General features: G+C 67.5%; 13 protein-coding genes. 5 read left to right on the forward strand and 8 right to left on the reverse strand.

Features of this window, described 5'->3' with window-relative positions:
* Positions 1-13 precede the first annotated feature (13 nt).
* Positions 14-1,042 carry a zinc-binding alcohol dehydrogenase family protein gene (locus C0J29_RS15770; protein ID WP_120792882.1) on the forward strand — a complete coding sequence of 343 codons (1,029 nt, stop codon included), beginning with the start codon at positions 14-16 and terminating at the stop codon, positions 1,040-1,042.
* A gap of 11 nt (positions 1,043-1,053) precedes the next feature.
* Here the strand turns inward: C0J29_RS15770 and C0J29_RS15775 are convergent, their stop codons facing one another.
* The 6 genes from C0J29_RS15775 to C0J29_RS15805 form a co-directional block, all read right to left on the reverse strand.
* The gene (locus C0J29_RS15775) at positions 1,054-1,788 is read right to left on the reverse strand and encodes a CPBP family intramembrane glutamic endopeptidase (protein ID WP_120792883.1); all 735 of its coding nucleotides are present in this window, start codon (positions 1,786-1,788) and stop codon (positions 1,054-1,056) included.
* Between the two features lie 10 nt (positions 1,789-1,798).
* The gene (locus C0J29_RS15780; RefSeq protein WP_120792884.1) at positions 1,799-2,452 is read right to left on the reverse strand and encodes an MOSC domain-containing protein; all 654 of its coding nucleotides are present in this window, start codon (positions 2,450-2,452) and stop codon (positions 1,799-1,801) included.
* A gap of 47 nt (positions 2,453-2,499) precedes the next feature.
* Complete coding sequence (locus C0J29_RS15785; protein ID WP_242460443.1) at positions 2,500-3,279, reverse strand: alpha/beta fold hydrolase; 780 nt, start codon at positions 3,277-3,279, stop codon at positions 2,500-2,502.
* 401 nt (positions 3,280-3,680) lie between these two features.
* On the reverse strand, positions 3,681-5,135 hold the full coding sequence (locus C0J29_RS15790) for an IS110 family RNA-guided transposase (RefSeq protein WP_242460444.1): 1,455 nt from the start codon (positions 5,133-5,135) through the stop codon (positions 3,681-3,683).
* Positions 5,136-5,377: 242 nt separating this feature from the next.
* Positions 5,378-6,610 (reverse strand): DDE-type integrase/transposase/recombinase, encoded by a 1,233-nt coding sequence (locus tag C0J29_RS15795; RefSeq protein ID WP_120792886.1) that lies wholly within the window; start codon positions 6,608-6,610, stop codon positions 5,378-5,380.
* 240 nt (positions 6,611-6,850) lie between these two features.
* A complete protein-coding gene (locus tag C0J29_RS15805) occupies positions 6,851-8,131 on the reverse strand; it encodes a DDE-type integrase/transposase/recombinase (protein ID WP_120791892.1) in 1,281 nt (426 codons plus the stop codon).
* Positions 8,132-8,237: 106 nt separating this feature from the next.
* On the opposite strand from C0J29_RS15805, the gene C0J29_RS15810 reads away from it, so the two are divergent.
* Positions 8,238-9,704: an HNH endonuclease signature motif containing protein gene (locus C0J29_RS15810; protein WP_174814900.1), complete on the forward strand. Its 1,467-nt coding sequence runs from the start codon at positions 8,238-8,240 to the stop codon at positions 9,702-9,704.
* 6 nt (positions 9,705-9,710) lie between these two features.
* Here the strand turns inward: C0J29_RS15810 and C0J29_RS15815 are convergent, their stop codons facing one another.
* A complete protein-coding gene (locus tag C0J29_RS15815) occupies positions 9,711-12,098 on the reverse strand; it encodes a phosphoketolase family protein (RefSeq protein WP_065163045.1) in 2,388 nt (795 codons plus the stop codon).
* 52 nt (positions 12,099-12,150) lie between these two features.
* Positions 12,151-13,011 carry an SDR family oxidoreductase gene (locus C0J29_RS15820; protein ID WP_065044280.1) on the reverse strand — a complete coding sequence of 287 codons (861 nt, stop codon included), beginning with the start codon at positions 13,009-13,011 and terminating at the stop codon, positions 12,151-12,153.
* A 33-nt stretch (positions 13,012-13,044) separates the two neighbouring features.
* Between C0J29_RS15820 and C0J29_RS15825 the strand changes: the two genes are divergently transcribed.
* The 3 genes from C0J29_RS15825 to C0J29_RS15835 are packed head-to-tail and all read left to right on the forward strand — an operon-like array spanning position 13,045 to position 17,359.
* A complete protein-coding gene (locus C0J29_RS15825) occupies positions 13,045-13,554 on the forward strand; it encodes a GNAT family N-acetyltransferase (protein WP_120792887.1) in 510 nt (169 codons plus the stop codon).
* 8 nt (positions 13,555-13,562) lie between these two features.
* Positions 13,563-15,929, forward strand: a complete 2,367-nt coding sequence (locus C0J29_RS15830) for a CoA transferase (protein ID WP_120792888.1) — start codon at positions 13,563-13,565, stop codon at positions 15,927-15,929.
* Entirely contained in the window at positions 15,926-17,359 is a 1,434-nt protein-coding gene (locus C0J29_RS15835) for an aldehyde dehydrogenase (RefSeq protein WP_120792889.1), read from the forward strand. The genes C0J29_RS15830 and C0J29_RS15835 overlap by 4 nt, the downstream gene beginning before the upstream one ends.
* The last annotated feature ends 60 nt before the right edge of the window (positions 17,360-17,419 follow it).

A 17,419-nucleotide genomic window follows, 5' to 3' on the forward strand; every position in this document is an offset into this window, starting at 1 on the left:
GCATGATGGGGTGATGGCCGCCCCACCGACCAGCACCACCATGACCGCGTGGCAGGTGCGCCAACCCGGACCGATGACGAGCCGGCCGCTGGAGCAAGTCACCGTCCCGGTCCCGCGGCCCGGACCTAACGACCTGCTGGTCGCCGTTCTTGCCTGCGGAGTGTGCCGGACTGACCTGCATGTCACCGAAGGCGACCTACCCGTCCACCGGGACCGGGTGACTCCCGGCCATGAGGTGGTCGGGGAGGTCATCGAGGTCGGCGCCGATGCCGGCGACGAGTTCCACGTCGGGGACCGCGTGGGTATCGCGTGGCTGCGGCACACCTGCGGGGTGTGCAAGTACTGCAGGCGGGGCGACGAGAACCTGTGTCCGCAGTCCCGCTACACCGGCTGGGACGCCGACGGTGGCTATGCCGAATTCACCACGGTGCCTGCGGCTTTCGCGCACCCGCTACCGAGCGGGTACAGCGACAGCGAGCTGGCGCCGCTGCTGTGTGCCGGCATCATCGGCTACCGGTCGCTGTTGCGGGCCGAGCTGCCCGCCGGTGGGCGGCTGGGTTTGTACGGTTTCGGCGGCAGCGCCCACATCACCGCGCAGGTCGCGCTGGCCCAGGGCGCGGAGGTGCACGTGATGACGCGCGGCGCCCGGGCGCGCGAGCTGGCCATGGAGTTGGGGGCGGCTTCCGCACAGGGCGCGGCCGATCCGCCGCCGGTGCCGCTGGACGCGGCGATCCTGTTCGCTCCCGTCGGCGAGCTGGTGCTGCCGGCGATGGAAGCCCTCGACCGGGGCGGCACGCTCGCGGTGGCGGGTATTCATTTGAGTGACATCCCGTCGCTGAACTACCAGCGGCATCTGTTTCAGGAGCGTCAGGTCAGGTCGGTCACGTCCAACACCAGGGCCGATGCCCGCGCCTTCCTGGACTTCGCCGGACGGAACCACATCGAGGTCACCACGCCGGAATATCCGCTGGCCGCGGCTGATCGCGCGCTGACCGACCTGAGCACCGGCGAGATCGCGGGCGCCGCGGTGCTGTTGGTCTAGGTGCTCTGGGTCTAGGTCGACAGGTGCCAAACCAGGGCGGCGGCCAGGGCGCCGACGCCGTTCAGCGACCAGTGCAGCGCGATGGGAGCGATCAGGCTGCCGCTGCGCCGGCGTAACCAGCTGAACACGAAACCGGCAGCACCGGTGGCCAGCACGGCCATCGTCACACCGGCCATCATTCCGAAGACGCCGCCACCGAACAGCCGGGTGAACCCGACGTTGTTGCTGGTCAGGCCCAGCGACGTGGCGATGTGCCACATGCCGAACAGCAGCGACCCGGCCAGGGCCACCCCGCGGAAACCCCAGGCGCGGTGCAGCGCGCCGTGCAGCACGCCGCGGAAAACGAGTTCCTCCGGGATGACGGTCTGCAGCGGGATTATGACCATCGAAGCGATCAGCGCGCCGGAAATGGTCGCGTAGTGGTTGTTCAGGAACATCGGGCGGGTGACCGGCAGTGCCACGCCGACCGCGATCACCGACACCACCAGCGCCACGGCGGCCAGCGCGTAGCCCACGCCCGACTTCCAGTGCTCGCGGCCGAGCCCGAGTTCGGCCCAGTCCAACCCGCGCCACCGAACCAGGGCTACCAGGCCGATAGCCGCCAGCGGGACCGTCGCGATGCCCGCCCACGCCGTGGTGAAGTGGGCGACCAGGTTGGTCAGCACCAGCACGGCGACGACCACGGCGATGTCGGCATGAAGGCGCAGCCGGGTCGCGGTGGGCAGGGCTTGGGTTTGGGCAGGCATCGTCGCGAGTCTACCTGCGGCTGCGCTGCGCAACCTCGGCTTTGATTTCTGCTGAGAGCGCATCGGCCACGGCAATCCGCGACAACAGAGTGGGTTCGGACATGCGCGCGCGGAAGACGAGCCCCACCGTCACGTCGTGGTCGGGGCGATGCTCGACGGTGATTTCATCACCGGCGCGGACGTTTCCGGGGGATATCACCCGCAGGTAGGCGCCGGGGATCCCGGCTTGGGTGAAGGTCTTGATCCAGCCGCGCTGTTCCAGCATCGCCGCGAAGGTGCGGCATGGCGTGCGCGGCGCCGAGACTTCCAGGACCGGGCCCTCGGCGCCGATGCGCCAGCGTTCCCCGATGAGCGTCCCGGTGACGTCGATGCCCTGGGTGGTCAGGTTCTCGCCGAACATCCCGTCGGTGAGGGTGCGATCCAGCTGGGCTTGCCAGTCGTCGAGGTCTTCGCGCGCGTAGACGTAGACGGCTTGATCGTCGCCCCCGTGGAACTTCGGGTTGCCGATAGCGTCGCCGGCCAGCCCGCTGCCTGTCTTGCCCGGCGCCTGGACCATGACCGCTTCGGCGGTGGGGACCTTGTAGATGCCGGTCACCTTCGATCGGGCGCGCGGATCGGGGTTGGGCCGGGCCTGGGCCACGTTGACGGACAAGACTTTCGGCACCTGGTCAGAGTAGCCGGGTGCCGGGCGGCGCTAGTCCGACGCTCGCCTCATCTCGCGCCAGTCACCGCCAAGATCGTCCCGGCCACCAGGCCTGGGTCGTCCACCATGGGAACGTGCCCGACGCCGGGCAGGGTCGTGAATGACGCCCGAGGTATCCGCTCGCGGGCAATCTTGTCGCACAACGGGACTGGAACAATCGCATCGTTCCCCGACCAGGCGATGGTCACCGGGCAGGGCAGGGGATCCAACGATGCGATCTGTTCACTGGAACCGAGAAAGTCGTCGACGTCGACCGTGCAACCGATGATGTCGTCGATCGCGTCAATGCTTTGCGCGGTGGTCATTCGATCGGCGTGACACGCGGCGTCGCGCAAGCCGAGCCGGCGCACGGCCGCCGACTTCATCGCGAGGGCGACCACCGGACGCAGTGGACGGGCGACGCGCCCTATTCCCACGAATTTGTGGATCTGCCTCAGCACGTGGGCCTGTGCGGCATCCCCGGGCGACCAGAAGCCGGCCGGGGCGAACGCGCACACTGTTGCCGCGCGACCACGCCGGGCCAACTCGATGGCCATCCAACCGCCCAACGAGAGACCAACGACATGTGGTCGCTCAAGACCACATTGGTCGAGGTATCGCTCCGCGTCGTCAACCAGATCGCTGACGGTAGCCGGGCGCTGCGGAGCCGGCGACCCGCCGCGGTGCCCGGCAGTGGTGAACGTGTGCACGCGGTGCTCGTCGGCCAGCAGTGGCACGACGTCCTGCCAGCCGTTGCCCGACATCAGGATGCCGTGCAGCAGGACCACGGGAGACTTGTCGGACGTCACGCGGCAAAGTCTCGCACCTGCCTGCACGGATAGGAACGGTGCATTCGTCGAGCCGATGTGGGCGGCGATCATCAGATTCGTCGGGCCTACCTGCGGACCTCTTCTCGGCGGAGATTTCAGTGCGTCACGACCGACACCACCAACCCTCGAATCCCGCCGCGGCTATGCATAAGACACGACCCCGCCAGGAACCTCAGATCAGCCAGTTGCCTCACGTAGACGTGCGCGCTTATTGATGGGCGGTTTGGCGTCGGGTGCAGCTTTGCTGGTGGTGAAGGTCAGGAGCTGGTTCAGCGTGTCAGCAAGTTGCCTGACCGGAAAAACCCAAGGTGAGTGGCGCAGGCGACAGGCGCGGCGCAGCTTGCTGGCCGGTGGTGGTGTGGCGGTGTGTATTTCGGTGGCTAGGCGGCGGGTTGGAGAGTTACGTGGAATCCCATCGCGGTTAGTTGGGCGAGGTGGTTGCGGATCTTTCGTTCGGTGACGGTGCGGTTGGTGTGGTAGTCGGGTCCGAGGTCGTGGAATCGGGCGGTGGGATCGGAAAGCAGCTGCCAGATGATCGTGAGGATGGAGCGGGCGACCGCTACCAGGGCTTTGAGTTTGCCGCGGCGTTTGACGATGCGCCGGTAGCGTTCACCGAGGAAGGTGTTGGTCTTGGCGGCCGCAGCCGCGGCCTCGCCGAGTGCGCCTTTGAGGTAGGGGTTGCCTTTGCCGGTCTTCCCGGCGCGGCTGATGGGACCGGACTGGACGATGCGCGGACACAGTTTCGCCCAGGAGACCAGGTGCTCGGGTGTGGGAAAACGGGTCATCTCCAGTCCAATTTCGGCGATGATCCTCTGCGCGGCACGTTGGCCGATACCCGGGATCTCATCGAGGCGCTCGATGACGCTTGGCGCGCAGCGGGCCACTGTGACGGGATCGACCCGGGTGCCGTCGCCGGTGTCCGGATCGCTACCGCTGGTGTCCCGATCGGCATCGATGCCCGCACCCGGGCCCGTGCCGGGGTCGCGGTGATCGATGGCCCCAGCCGCGGCGGGCAGCTCAGCGATCAACTCCTCGATGCGCACGGTCAAGGTGTCGATCTGGGCGGAAAGCGCATCGATCTGGCCCAGCAGCATCCGCGCCAACTCGGCGTGATGATCATCGAAGCGACCGTCGAGCGCGGTGATCAGCTCCGAGCGTTTGGCCTTCATCCTCCCGCGCGCCAACGCGGCCAGTCGGCGCGGGTCGCGTTCCCCGGCGATGAGGGCCTCGATCATGTCGCGCGTGGAAAATGTGTCCAGCGTCGAGGCCACCGACGACACCTTGATCAACGCATCCTCGAGAAGTTTCTCCAGCCGCTGCCAGTAACGAGAACGGTCGCGGGTCAGGTCCTCGCGTAGCCGGGTGTAATCACGCAGCCGCCGGATCGGCGCCGGCGGCACGAACGACGGCCTCAGCAGGCCTTTCTCGGTCAGCTTCGCCAGCCAGACACTGTCGAGTTTGTCCGTTTTGGGCCGGCCTGGCACGTTCTTGACGTCACGCGCATTCACCAGCTGCACATCCAGCCCCGCCGCCTCCATCAGGTAATACCAGATCCGCCAATAGTCCGAAGTTGACTCCACGGTGACCTTCTCGATGTCGAGCTCGATGAGCTGCTGGGTCAGCTGACCGATCATGCCGGTGCGTGCAGACACCTCCCACACCCGGGAAAACCGCCGCCCGGACTTGCCGGGCAGCCGCACGCATACGGTGCCGGTTGCCTTGGCAACATCGATCGCCGCGGCCCGCTCGATCACCACCTCGTGGTCCGCGTCGGCAATCTCCACCGGCACGGCCGCCACCGCCGGCTTCTGCTTGCGCCTGCGTTGTTCTGCCACTTCTCTTGCCCTCCAATCGGATCCATCCATTCCATCGGGTGGGTCGCCTGGGGGCCTCGGTCAAGGGAACCGAAATTCTGACCGGCGTGCTCGAAGCAACAGTGCGTGACCCTTCAAGGTCGGGCCCCGGCGCCAAGCTCATGTGCGGGCTCTCACGCCCAAGGCAAGATCGGCGTCGGCAGGCGACCCGACCCCATTTTCACGCCCGCGAGGCGTCCCCCGGAAGGGATATGGAGCTCATGTCAAGATGCGCGCGAAGGGTTGTTGGTTGCCTCACGTGAACGTGCGCGCTTGGTGAGTGGAGTCGGGACGCCGGCTGGGGCTTTGCTGGTGGTCAGGGTGAAGAGTTGGTTGGTCAACGCCTGGATCTGGCGTTGGGTGGCGGCTGGGTTGATCAGTGAGTAGGTCCGCTTGAGCGCCACGATGCGGTCCAGGGTCATACTCGGGTGGTCGGTCGCCCGGTGAAACGGGGTGGTGGCCGTGTCGTGTTTTCTGGATACCTTGGCGCCTTTGCGGACTTTGGATACCAATTTCTGCTGGGGGTGGAAGTAGTTGGTCAGCTGTGACTGCAGTCGCCAGATCTCGTTGAGTAGCAAGAGTTCTGACGCTGTGTCGTAGCGGTAGTAGCCGACCACGGTGCGGACCACCACCCAGTTCTTCTGCTCGACGTGGCAGCCGTCGTTCTTGTTGCCCGGCCGTGACCGGGTGAAGGTGATTCGCCGGTCTTGGCACCATGCCAAGAGGTCGTCGTTGATGAATTCCGATCCGTTATCGCAGTCCACGCCGAGGATCGGGAACGGCATCGCGGCGGCGATCTGATTGAGGGCGGCCAGGATGTGTTTGGCCGTCCTGTCCGGTAGCGAGCGGCTTTCGGTCCAGCCGGTGGCGATATCGGTGACCGTCAACGTGAACGCATGGCCTCCACCCCGATTGCCGCCGTCATGGAAGACCGTGTCGATCTCGACGAAGCCGGGCACAGCGTCATCCCATTGGGCCCAGGTGCGCACCGGGATCTGACTTCGGATCAGCGACCCCGGCTTGGTGCCCACGCGTCCTTTGATCTTGTATCTGGCCCGTTCATCGGCCAGGCGGCGATCGATGGTGGCCGCCGACATCGATACCAGCAGTGCCGCCGTCTCGTCACTGATGACCAGCTCCCGGAAGTGGCGCAGCACGGCTACCAGCTCGGTGAGCATGGGTGCGAGCCGTTTGCCGGCGGGCATGCCCAGCACCGTCCAGCAGATCGTCAGCGCAGCAATCACATCCTCGCCGTATTTCACGGGCCGCGGACTTCGTGCAGACATGATCCTGGGGGCCAGCGCGGCTTTAAGTGCCTTGCGGGCAGGGCTGCGATGCCAGCCCGTGTTGGCGCACAACTCGTCAAGAATCCGGGTCTTACCGCGCTTACCGGCCTGCTGATAACGAGTCGCCGCTGATTGGGTCACCGCCCTGCGCTCTGCCAATGTCAACCCCATCAACCGGGCCTACCGAACTCATTGCTGACCCGACCAGGCAGGCGCGCCGTCCACGCGCGCATTCTCGATGAGGCAACGAATCACCCTTTCGCGCGCATTTCTGACGAGTCAACGCGGTCAGGGGTAGAGGCTATAATCGAAAGTATGTTCGATAGACTGCCGTTCCTCGCACCCGGGATGTGTGATGTCTCAGGACATCGGTGACAGTTCTGTGTCAGGACATCGGTGCCAGTTGGTGTGTCAGGACTTCGGTGACGTTTTGTCGTTTTTGGGGTGTGGGCCGCGGGGTCGTCCGTTGCCGACGTAAGTCACCCCGGGTGCGGGTCTTGTGTGCTCGATGAGGACTTCGCCGTCCAGGTCGGCGACGATGATCTTGTCGCCGTTGGTGACGACCAGGACCTGGTCAAAGCCGCGTCGTCCATCGACCTTGTACTGGACCCCGGCGAGCATGAATGTTCCGGCGGTGGTCAGTGTCCTGACGCTGGTGCCGGCGGGCAGGTCTTTGGGTGCGGGTGCAGGCCGGTGCCGCTTAAGTGCAGCTTGGACGAAGAAGGGCTGGTCGGGTTTGGGGCGGGGAGCCTGCGCCTTCTCGGTGGCCTCCCAGGCCGCGCGGGGTGTGATGCGGCCAGGCAGCCCTTGGTGGGGGCGCTCGTTGTTGTAGATGTCGTCGAAGGCGTCGATTTGGGTCTGCAACTCGGCCAGCGTGCTCGCGAGAGGCTGCTTGTCCAAGTAGCGGAACAAGGTCTGATGGAAGCGTTCGTTCTTGCCCTGGGTGGTCGGTTTGTAGGGCTTGCCGGTCATCGCCGCCACGCCCAGGCTTGCGAGGTGTTCTACGAGCTGGCCCAGATATCCACGCCGCGAGGGGTTAAGCGCGAGCCCGTTGTCCGACAGCAGTCGTTGGGGCACTCCGTGGGCGGCGATGGCCTTGTCCACCACTGCGATCGCGTCCGTGGCGGTCTCGCTGAATGCGACGTGGGAAGCGACCGCGTAGCGGGAGTGGTCGTCGATGAGCTGGAAGATTACGCACTTTCGTCCGCCGCTCAGCACGTACTCGGTCGCGTCGAGTTGCCAGCACGCATTCGGCGCCGGATAGACGAACCGCCGCCATGCCGAGCGGGGCTTCTTCTTCGGCTCCAGACGAGCCACGCCAGCCTCACGGAAGATGCGCGCCAGCGATGCCGTGGAAGGTACCGGTTGTAGGCCCATCGCGCGCATCTTTTCGTGCACACTGATCGGCCCGTGATCCAGGCCGGAGGCCTCCAGTGCGGCACGCACTGCCACAGCCTGCTCCTTGATCGCATCGCTCAACTTCGATGGGCTCGACTTGGGTCGTCTCGTCCTGGGTTCAAGTACCGCGGCCGGCCCGTCGGCCTTGGCGCGTTTACGCAACTCGTAGAACGACTTGCGGGAGATGCCGTACTCGGCGCAGAACGTCGAAACCGCCCCGCGGGGCGCGTCATCGGGCCACTGCGAGATAGCAAGCCGGACCAGAGGATCGATCGGTTCATTAACAGCCACCACCCGAACCCTGAGGCAGAAATGTCACCACCAACACAGCCCGAACTGTCACCGATGTCCTGACACAGAACTGTCACCGATGTCCTGGGAGATGACACTCGCACCCGGGATGGAAGGGTATGACGGCTACCTGGAGGTGGTGGCCCACCGCAGGGCACTTCTAGAAAAGACCGAAGACTCGGTGGGCTGGATGACGCGGATCGGTGCGGCGGCGCGGGTGGTCAATCAGGCCCAGGCCGCGGAGTTGGTGGGGATCGGGCAGTTGTTCTCCCACCGCTCGGTGGCGGGCTCTGAGAGGGGTCAGTGGGCGATCGACACGTTCAAGGCGGTGGCCGGGGAGGTGGCCGCGGGGCTGAAGATCAGCCAGGGCCGCGCGGAGACCAAGCTGCATTATGCCCGGGCGATGCGCGAGCGCCTACCGCAGGTCGCGGCGGTGTTGTGTGCCGGGGACATCGACCTGGAGGCGTTCGCCACGATCGTGTTCCGCACCGATCTGATCGAGGACCCCCAGGTGCTGGCGGCGGTGGACGACAAGATCGCCGCGCGGGTGACACGCTGGCCCTCGTTGAGCCGGGGGCGGTTGTCGCAGAAGATCGACCAGATCGTCGCCGACGCCGACGCCGATGCCGTCCGGCGGCGCACAGAGGCCCAGGCTGATCGGGAGGTGTGGATCAGCCAGGAGCTCAACGGGTTGTGCCAGGTGGAGGGACGCCTGCGCAGCACCGATGCCAAAGCCCTCGATGCGCGGATCTCGGCGTTGGCGGCCACGGTCTGCCCCCACGATCCGCGCACGGTGGCTCAGCGCCGCGCTGATGCCATGGGGGCGCTGGCCGCGAACGCGACCCGGCTGGGCTGTGAGTGCGGGCGTCCCGATTGCACCGCCGCCGGGCGCAAGCCCTCCTCGCCGGTGGTGATTCATGTGGTCGCCGAACAGGCCACCCTCAATGGCCACAGTGATCAGCCGGGGTGCCTGTTGGGCGCCGAGGACCTGATCACCCCCGAGGTGTTGGCCGAGTTGGCGTTGACCGCCCGCCAGGTGCCGTTGATCCACCCCGGCTACAGCCCGCCCGAGCCGCACTACCACCCCTCCCCAGCGCTCGCCGATTTCGTGCGGGCCCGGGACCTGACGTGCCGCTGGCCGGGCTGTGATGTGCCGGCCACGCACTGCGATGTCGACCACACCATCCCCTACGCCTCCGGTGGGCCCACCCATGCGGGCAACCTCAAGTGCTACTGCCGCACGCATCATTTGATGAAAACGTTCTGGGGCTGGACCGAGAAACAACTCGCCGACGGCACCTTGATCCTGACCTCCCCGGGTGGGGACACCCACGTCACCACCCCCGGATCCGCGTTGCTGTTTCCCAGCCTGTGCCATGCGGTGGGCGGGATGCCCGCCCCCGAAGCCCAAACCCCACCGGCGGATTACTGCGCCGAGCGCACCGCGATGATGCCCACCCGCCGGCGCACCCGCACCCAAGCCCGCGCCGCCCGCGTCACCGCCGAACGCCGCGCCAACCGTCAAGCGCGGATAGCCGCGACCGGCCCACCCGACGACGAACCCCCACCCTTCTGAGGGGTTTCACTCCGCCTGCCAGGTCCATCCCGAGATCTGCGGGTCGTCTTCACCGTGCTCACGGGTGTAGTTACGGGCCGACAGGCGCGCGTCGACCATCCGTTGGCGCAAGCCGGCCGCGCTGCTGGCCAGGCCGTCCACTCGATCGATCACATCCATCACCAGATGAAAGCGGTCCAGGTCGTTGAGCATCACCATGTCGAAAGGCGTTGTGGTGGTGCCACGTTCCTTGAAGCCGCGCACATGCATGTGATGGTGCCCGGCACGACGGTAGGTCAGGCGGTGGATCAGCCAGGGATAGCCGTGGTAGGCGAAGATCACCGGCTTGTCCTGAGTGAACAATGCGTCATATTCGTTGTCGGGCAAGCCATGCGGGTGTTCCGAATCCGGCTGCAGGCGCATCAGGTCCACCACGTTGACCACCCGCACGGCCAGGTCGGGCAGTTCCCGTCGCAGAATGTCCGCTGCCGCAAGGATTTCCAGCGTCGGAATGTCGCCGGCGCACCCCAGCACCACGTCCGGCTCCGCGGTCGCGGTACTGGCCCACGGCCAGATCCCCAGACCCCGGGTGCAGTGCAAGACCGCATCCTCCATCGAGAGGTAGGACAGCGCGGGCTGTTTGCCCGCCACAATGACGTTGATGTAGTTGCGACTGCGCAGGCAGTGATCGGCCACCGACAGCAGCGTATTGCCGTCCGGCGGCAGGTACACCCGGGTCAGCTCGGCCCGCTTATTGGCGACCAGGTCGATGAAGCCGGGGTCTTGATGGGACGCGCCGTTGTGATCCTGGCGCCACACGTGGGAGCTGAGCAGGTAGTTCAACGACGCGATTGGCCGCCGCCAGGGCAGGTCCAAAGTTGTAGCCAGCCACTTGGCGTGCTGATTGAGCATCGAGTCAACGATGTGCACGAACGCCTCGTAACAGTTGAACAACCCGTGCCGCCCGGTCAGCAGATATCCCTCCAGCCAGCCCTGGCACAGATGCTCGGACAGCACCTCCATCACGCGACCATCGGGTGCGAGGTGATCGTCGTCGGCCTCCGTGCGCGAAACCCAAACCCGGTCGGTGGCGCCGAACACCGCGTCCAGGCGGTTGGAGGCGGTCTCGTCGGGGCCCATCAACCGGAATCGGTCGGGGTTGCGCTTGATGACGTCGCGCAGGAACGTGCCGAGCACGCGGGTGGCCTCGTGCGTCGCGGCCGCAGGCCGCTCCACCTCCACGGCGTAGTCGCGGAAGTCCGGCAGGTCCAGGTCGTGCAGCAGCACCCCGCCGTTGGCGTGCGGATTGGCGCTCATCCGTCGATCACCTTGCGGTGCAATGGCTCTCAACTCGGGCCGCAACTTGCCGTCGCCGTCGAACAGCTCGTCGGGGCGGTAACTGCGCAGCCACTCTTCCAGCTGCTCGCGGTGCTCAGGGTTCTCGTGCGTGGCGGCCAGCGGAACCTGGTGCGAGCGCCAGGTGCCCTCCACCTGATGGCCGTCGACCACCTTGGGACCGGTCCAGCCCTTCGGTGTGCGCAGCACGATCATCGGCCACACCGGTCGCTCCGTCGTCGAACCGGAGCGGGCGGCCTGCTGTATGGCTGCAATGTCGTCGAACGCATCGTCCAGGGCGGCGGCCAGCTGCCGGTGCACGCTGTCCGGGTCGTCGCCGGCCACGGTGATCGGACGGTAGCCGTAGCCGCGCATCAGCGAGTCGAGCTCGGGCTCCGGGATCCGCGCCAAGACTGTCGGGTTGGCGATCTTGTAGCCGTTGAGGTGCAGGATCGGCAGCACCGCGCCGTCGACCGCCGGGTTGAGGAACTTGTTCGAGTGCCAGCTCGCGGCCAGCGGCCCGGTCTCCGCCTCGCCGTCGCCCACCACGCAGGCGACCACCAGATCCGGATTGTCGAACGCCGCGCCGTACGCGTGCACCAGGGCGTAGCCCAGTTCGCCGCCTTCATGGATCGACCCCGGCGTCTGCGCGGCCACGTGACTGGGGATGCCGCCGGGGAAGGAGAACTGCCGAAACAGCTTGCGCAGGCCCTCGGTGCTTTCCTCGATGCCGGTGTAGACCTCGCTGTAGGTGCCTTCGAGGTAGGCGTTGGCCACCAGTCCGGGTCCGCCGTGGCCCGGCCCGGTGATGTAGATGACGTTGGCGTCGCGGTTGCGGATGACGCGGTTCAGGTGGGCGTAAATCAGGTTGAGCCCGGGCGTGGTGCCCCAGTGGCCGAGCAGCCGGGGTTTGACGTGTTCGGCGGCCAGGGGCTCGGCGAGCAGGGGATTGTCCAGCAGGTAGATCTGACCGACCGAGAGGTAGTTCGCGGCTCGCCAGTAGGCGTGGATCAACGCCAATTCGTCACTGGACAGGGTCTCGTCACTGGACAGGGTTCCGGTCGCGGTCTGTGGACTCATGGGGCTCATCTACCCGATTGTCGAGCCCTCAAATGAACTACGCCTTACGAGCTCATTCCTCGCCGCGGGCGCGAGCCTCGTAGGCGCGGCGCTTCTCGACGTCGATCTGGTCGGTGAAGACGTGGTCGCCGCCGATCAGACGGTTCAGCGCCTCGGCGGCCCGGCGCGGCCAGAATTTCTGCGACGTGACCATGGCCCCGGCGATCTTCGTGATCCGCACCCGCGGCTTGGGCTGGGCTATCAGCCCGACGACGGCCTCGGCGATCTCGGCCGGCTCGGCGTTGCGGAAGCCTTTCATCCCGGAGGTCCCCGCGACCAGTTCGGTATTGACGAACGTGGGCAGCACCGACGAGAAATGCACGCCCGCCGCGCGGTATTCCAGCCTGGCCGAGTCGGTGAAGCCGAGCACCGCGTGCTTGCTGGCGACATACGTGGCCAGCCCGACGATGTGCATTTCCCCGGCCAGTGAGGCGATGTTGATGACATGGCCCTGCCCGCGCGGAACCATGCGCTGGGCGGCCAGCTTGCTGCCGAGGATGACGCCGTAGACGTTGATGTCCAGGATGCGCCGGGTGACGGCGTCGGGCTCGTCGATGATCCGGCCGACCGGCATGATGCCGGCGTTGTTGACCAGCACGTCGATCGGTCCGAGCTGACGCTCGACCTGATCCAGGAAATCGGCGAACGAATTGGCGTCCGTGACATCGAGTTTCCCGTACACCTCGAGACCGAGGTCGGCGCCGGACTCTTTGACCGTCGCCTCGTCGATGTCCCCGATGGCGACTTTGGCGCCCAACTTGTGCAGCGCCGTCGCCGTCGCCAACCCGATGCCCCGCGCGCCGCCGGTCACCACAATGACCTTGCCGCCGACCTTTGCGGCACGCCCCAACCCGACCGATCCCGAATCTGTCATGGCAGACACGTTAGGCCGCCGGATACTGCAACCATGACGGAGGTACGCGACGCCGTCCCGGCCGATGCCCTCCAGGTCGCCGAGCTACACGTGCGATCCTGGCGCTCGGCATACCGGGGCCTGATCGATCAGGACTACCTGGACGCCCTGTCGCCCGAAGCATGGGTGTCCCGGTACGACTTCGGTCGGGTGGGCCTGCGGGTCCCGTCCACCCTCGTCGCCATCCGCGAGAACGCCGTCTGCGGCTTTACCAGCGTGGGCCTGTGCCGGGATGACGACCTCGCCGATCATGGTGAGCTGATGGCTCTCTACGTGGATCCGCGCCGGCTAAGGACGGGCATCGGCACGATGTTGATCGCCGCCGCCCGAAAGCGCCTGGCGGAGCGCGGCTTCACCGACGCCGCCCTGTGGGTGCTGCGGGGTAACGACCGGGCGCGGGAGTTCTACGCGCGCGACGGCTGGCGTCCCGACGGGGCGCAGCGCAGCCGGGTGTACGGCGGCCGGCCGGCGGAGGAGGTGCGGTACCGCCGCACGCTGGCTTGACTACGGTGATGCCCATGCCGGAGAAGCTCCTTGATGCGGTCCGGGTCGTGGACTTGTCCGTCGGCGACGCCGACTCCGTCACCCGTCTGCTGGCCGATCTGGGGGCAGACGTTCTGAAGGTGGAGCCGCCCGGCGGTAGCCCGGCCCGCACAACGCTGCCGACCCTGGCCGGCGCGAGCATCCCGTTCGCCGTGCACAACGCCAACAAACGCAGCACCGTGCTCGACCCGGCGAACGAGGGCGACCGCCGGCGATTACACGAGCTGGTCGCCGCGGCGGACATCCTCGTCGACACCGGTCAGGCCGCCGGCTACGGAACGTCCGGGCCCGAACTGGCCGACCGCTACCCGCACCTGGTCGTGCTGTCGATCAGCGATTTCGGCGCGACGGGTCCGCGCGCGTCCTGGCGGGCCACCGACGCGGTGCTGTACGCCATGTCGGGGTCGCTGTCGCGCACCGGCCCCACCGTGGGCACCCCTGTGCTGCCGCCGACCGGGATCGCCTCGGCAACAGCCGCGGCACAGGCCGCGTGGGCCGCCCTGGCCGCCTACTACAATCGATTACGTTGTGGCACAGGGGATTACATCGACTTCTCCCGGTTCGATGCGGTGGTCATGGCGCTCGACCCGGCGTTCGGCGCGCACGGCCAGGCCGCCGCCGGCGTCCGCAGCGGCAGCCGGTGGCGGGGCCGCCCCAAGAACCAGGACGCGTACCCGATCTATCCGTGTCAGGACGGCTACGTCCGGCTGTGCGTAATGGCGCCGCGCCAATGGCGGGGGCTGCGCCGCTGGCTGGGGGAGCCCGAGGACTTCCAGGACCCCAAGTACGAGGCGATCGGCGCGCGGTTCGCGGCGTGGCCGCAGATCAGCGTGCTGGTGCAGGCGCTGTTCGCCGGGAAGACCATGAAGGAATTGGTGGCCGCCGGTCAGGCACACGGGGTCCCGATCGCCGCGGTGCTCACCCCGGCCAGGATTTTGGAGTCGGAGCACTTTCACGAGGTCGGCGCCATCACCGACGCCGAACTGGTGCCCGGCGTGCACACTCAGGTGCCGACCGGTTACTTCGTCGTCGACGGCGCGCACTGCGGCTTCCGGACGCCGGCGCCTGCCGTCGGGCATGACGAACCGCGCTGGCCGGCCGGTCCGGCGCCGGCGCTGTCACCGTCCGGCACCGGCGGCGACTATCCACTGCAGGGTCTTCGAATCCTGGACCTCGGCATCATCGTCGCCGGCGGCGAACTGGCCCGACTGTTCGGCGACCTGGGCGCCGACGTCATCAAGGTGGAGTCGGCCGAGTACCCCGACGGTCTACGGCAGGCGCGGGCCGGCGACGCGATGAGTGAATCCTTCGCCTGGACCCACCGCAACCACCGCGCGCTGGGCATCGACCTGCGCAGCGCGGACGGCAAGGAGATCTTTGGCCGTCTGGTCGCCGAAGCCGACGCGGTGTTCGCCAACTTCAAACCGGGAACGCTTGCCTCGCTTGGGTTTGACTACGACACGCTGGCTGCGCTGAACCCCCGGATCGTGCTCGCGGGCAGCAGCGCGTTCGGCAATACGGGCCCGTGGAGTACCCGGCTGGGTTACGGCCCTCTGGTGCGGGCGACGACAGGCGCCACCCGGGCGTGGACGTCCGATGACGCTCCCACCGAGGGCACCCGGCACGCGTTCTATGACGCGACAACGATCTTCCCCGACCACGTGGTGGGGCGCATCGCCGCCACCCTGGCCCTGGCCGCGCTGATCCGCCGCGACCGCGCCGGCGGACGCGCTGTTCAAGGCGCCCATGTGCACATCTCGCAGGCCGAGGTGGTGGTCAACCAACTCGACACGTTGTTCGTCACCGAAGCCGCGCTGGCCGCCGGCGTCGCCGAAGTCCGCACCGACACCAGCGTGCACGCCGTCTGCCCGTGCGCCGGTGACGACGAATGGTGTGTGGTCTCTATCGGCTCGGACGACGAATGGGACGCCGTGGCAGCGCTTTTGGGAGAACCAGACCGGGCCGGGCTGATATCCGCGCTCAAACGATGGACCGGCACCCGCACACCGCTGCAGGCGGCTCAGGCACTGCAGGACGCCGAGGTGGCCGCGGGCCCGATGAACCGGCCACCCGACATTCTGGAGGATCCGCAACTGCTGCACCGAAACCTGTTCAGCGACATGACACATCCGCTCATCGCGCGCATATTGCCCGCCGAAACCGGTCCGGCTCCGTTCCGGCATATCCCGCCGGCCCGCCAACGTCCGGCCCCGCAGCCGGGTCAGGACACCCGGGCGATCTGCGAACAGCTGCTCGGGATGAGCCCTGACGAGGTGCAGCGGTGGATCGACGAAGGCGTACTGTTCGCAGCGGACGAACCGGAGGCAGGCCCGTGACATCTTCAACCGCACAGTTTTTCGTGGATGGCCAGTTCCGCACCGCCGACGCCGCCGAAACGGTGGTGGAAGCCGCGACCGGCGAACCGCTCGGCGAGGGCGCCGTTGTCAGCGAATCCGACATCGACGCCGCCGTCGCCGGCGCGCGCCGGGCCCTGCCGGACTGGCGCAACAGTTCACCCGAGCATCGCGCCGGAATCCTGAACGCCATGGCCGATGCGCTCAAGGCGCGCGCCAAGGCGACCAGTGAGCTCGTGACGCGCGAGAACGGCATGCCGATCCGGCTGTCTCGCGGCGCCAACGGCGCCTTCCCGGCGCTGCTGCTGCGGTATTACGCGCAACTGGTCACCGAGGTCCCGGTCGAGGAGATCCGGCCGAGCGTGACCGGGCACACGATCGTGCGCCGCGAGGCCGTCGGGGTGGTGGGCGCGATCGTGCCGTGGAACTACCCACAGGCGCTGGCCGCCATGAAGGTGGCGCCCGCCCTGGCCGCGGGCTGCACCGTGGTGCTCAAGGCGTCACCCGAAACCGCTTTGGACGCATTGGTTTTCGCCGAGGCCGCGGCGGAGGCCGGGCTACCGCCCGGGGTGCTCAACGTGGTGTCGGGCGGTCCGGCCGTCGGCGCCGCCCTGGTCTCGCACCCCGGTGTCGACAAGGTCGCGTTCACCGGTTCCACTGCGACCGGGCGCCTGGTCGCCGAGACCTGCGGGCGTCTGATGCGCCCGGTCACTCTTGAGTTGGGCGGCAAGTCAGCGGCGATCATCCTCGACGACGCCGACCTGGACGCGACGATGCGCGGACTGCGCAACGCCTCCTTCGTCAACAACGGCCAGACCTGCCACCTGAGCTCACGCATCCTGGCGCCGAAATCCCGCTATGACGAGGTCGTCGACGCCGTCGCGGCGCTGGCCGAGAGCATGGCGGTGGGGGACCCGCTGGACCCCGGCACCGAGATCGGTCCCATGGTCAGCTCGCGGCAGCGCGAGCGGGTCCTGGGCTACATCGACGTCGGCAAGAGCAGCGGCGCGAGGTTGGTCGCCGGCGGCTCGATACCGAAGGAACAGTCGCGCGGCTGGTTCGTGGCGCCGACCGTGTTCGCCGACGTCGACAACTCCGACCGGCTGGCCCGCGAGGAGGTCTTCGGCCCGGTGCTGACCATCAGCGCCTACGACAGCGACGACGAGGCCGTCGCGCTGGCCAACGACACGGAGTTCGGCCTGGCCGGCACCGTCTGGTCCACCGACGTCGACCGGGCCACCACCGTCGCGCGGGCCGTGCACACCGGCACCATCGGCGTCAACGACTACGCGCTGGACGTGCGGGCGCCGTTCGGCGGGGTGAAGGCCAGCGGGATGGGCCGGGAGCTGGGTCCCGAGGGCCTGGAGGCCTATCGGACGCTGAAGTCGATCTACCGGACGGGACCGGCCTGACCCCAACCCGCCCGGGCCCCTTTTCCGCCGGGCGTGGGGGACCCTCGGGGTGCTGCATCC

The organism is Mycobacterium paragordonae (assembly GCF_003614435.1).
Classification (GTDB): domain Bacteria; phylum Actinomycetota; class Actinomycetes; order Mycobacteriales; family Mycobacteriaceae; genus Mycobacterium; species Mycobacterium paragordonae.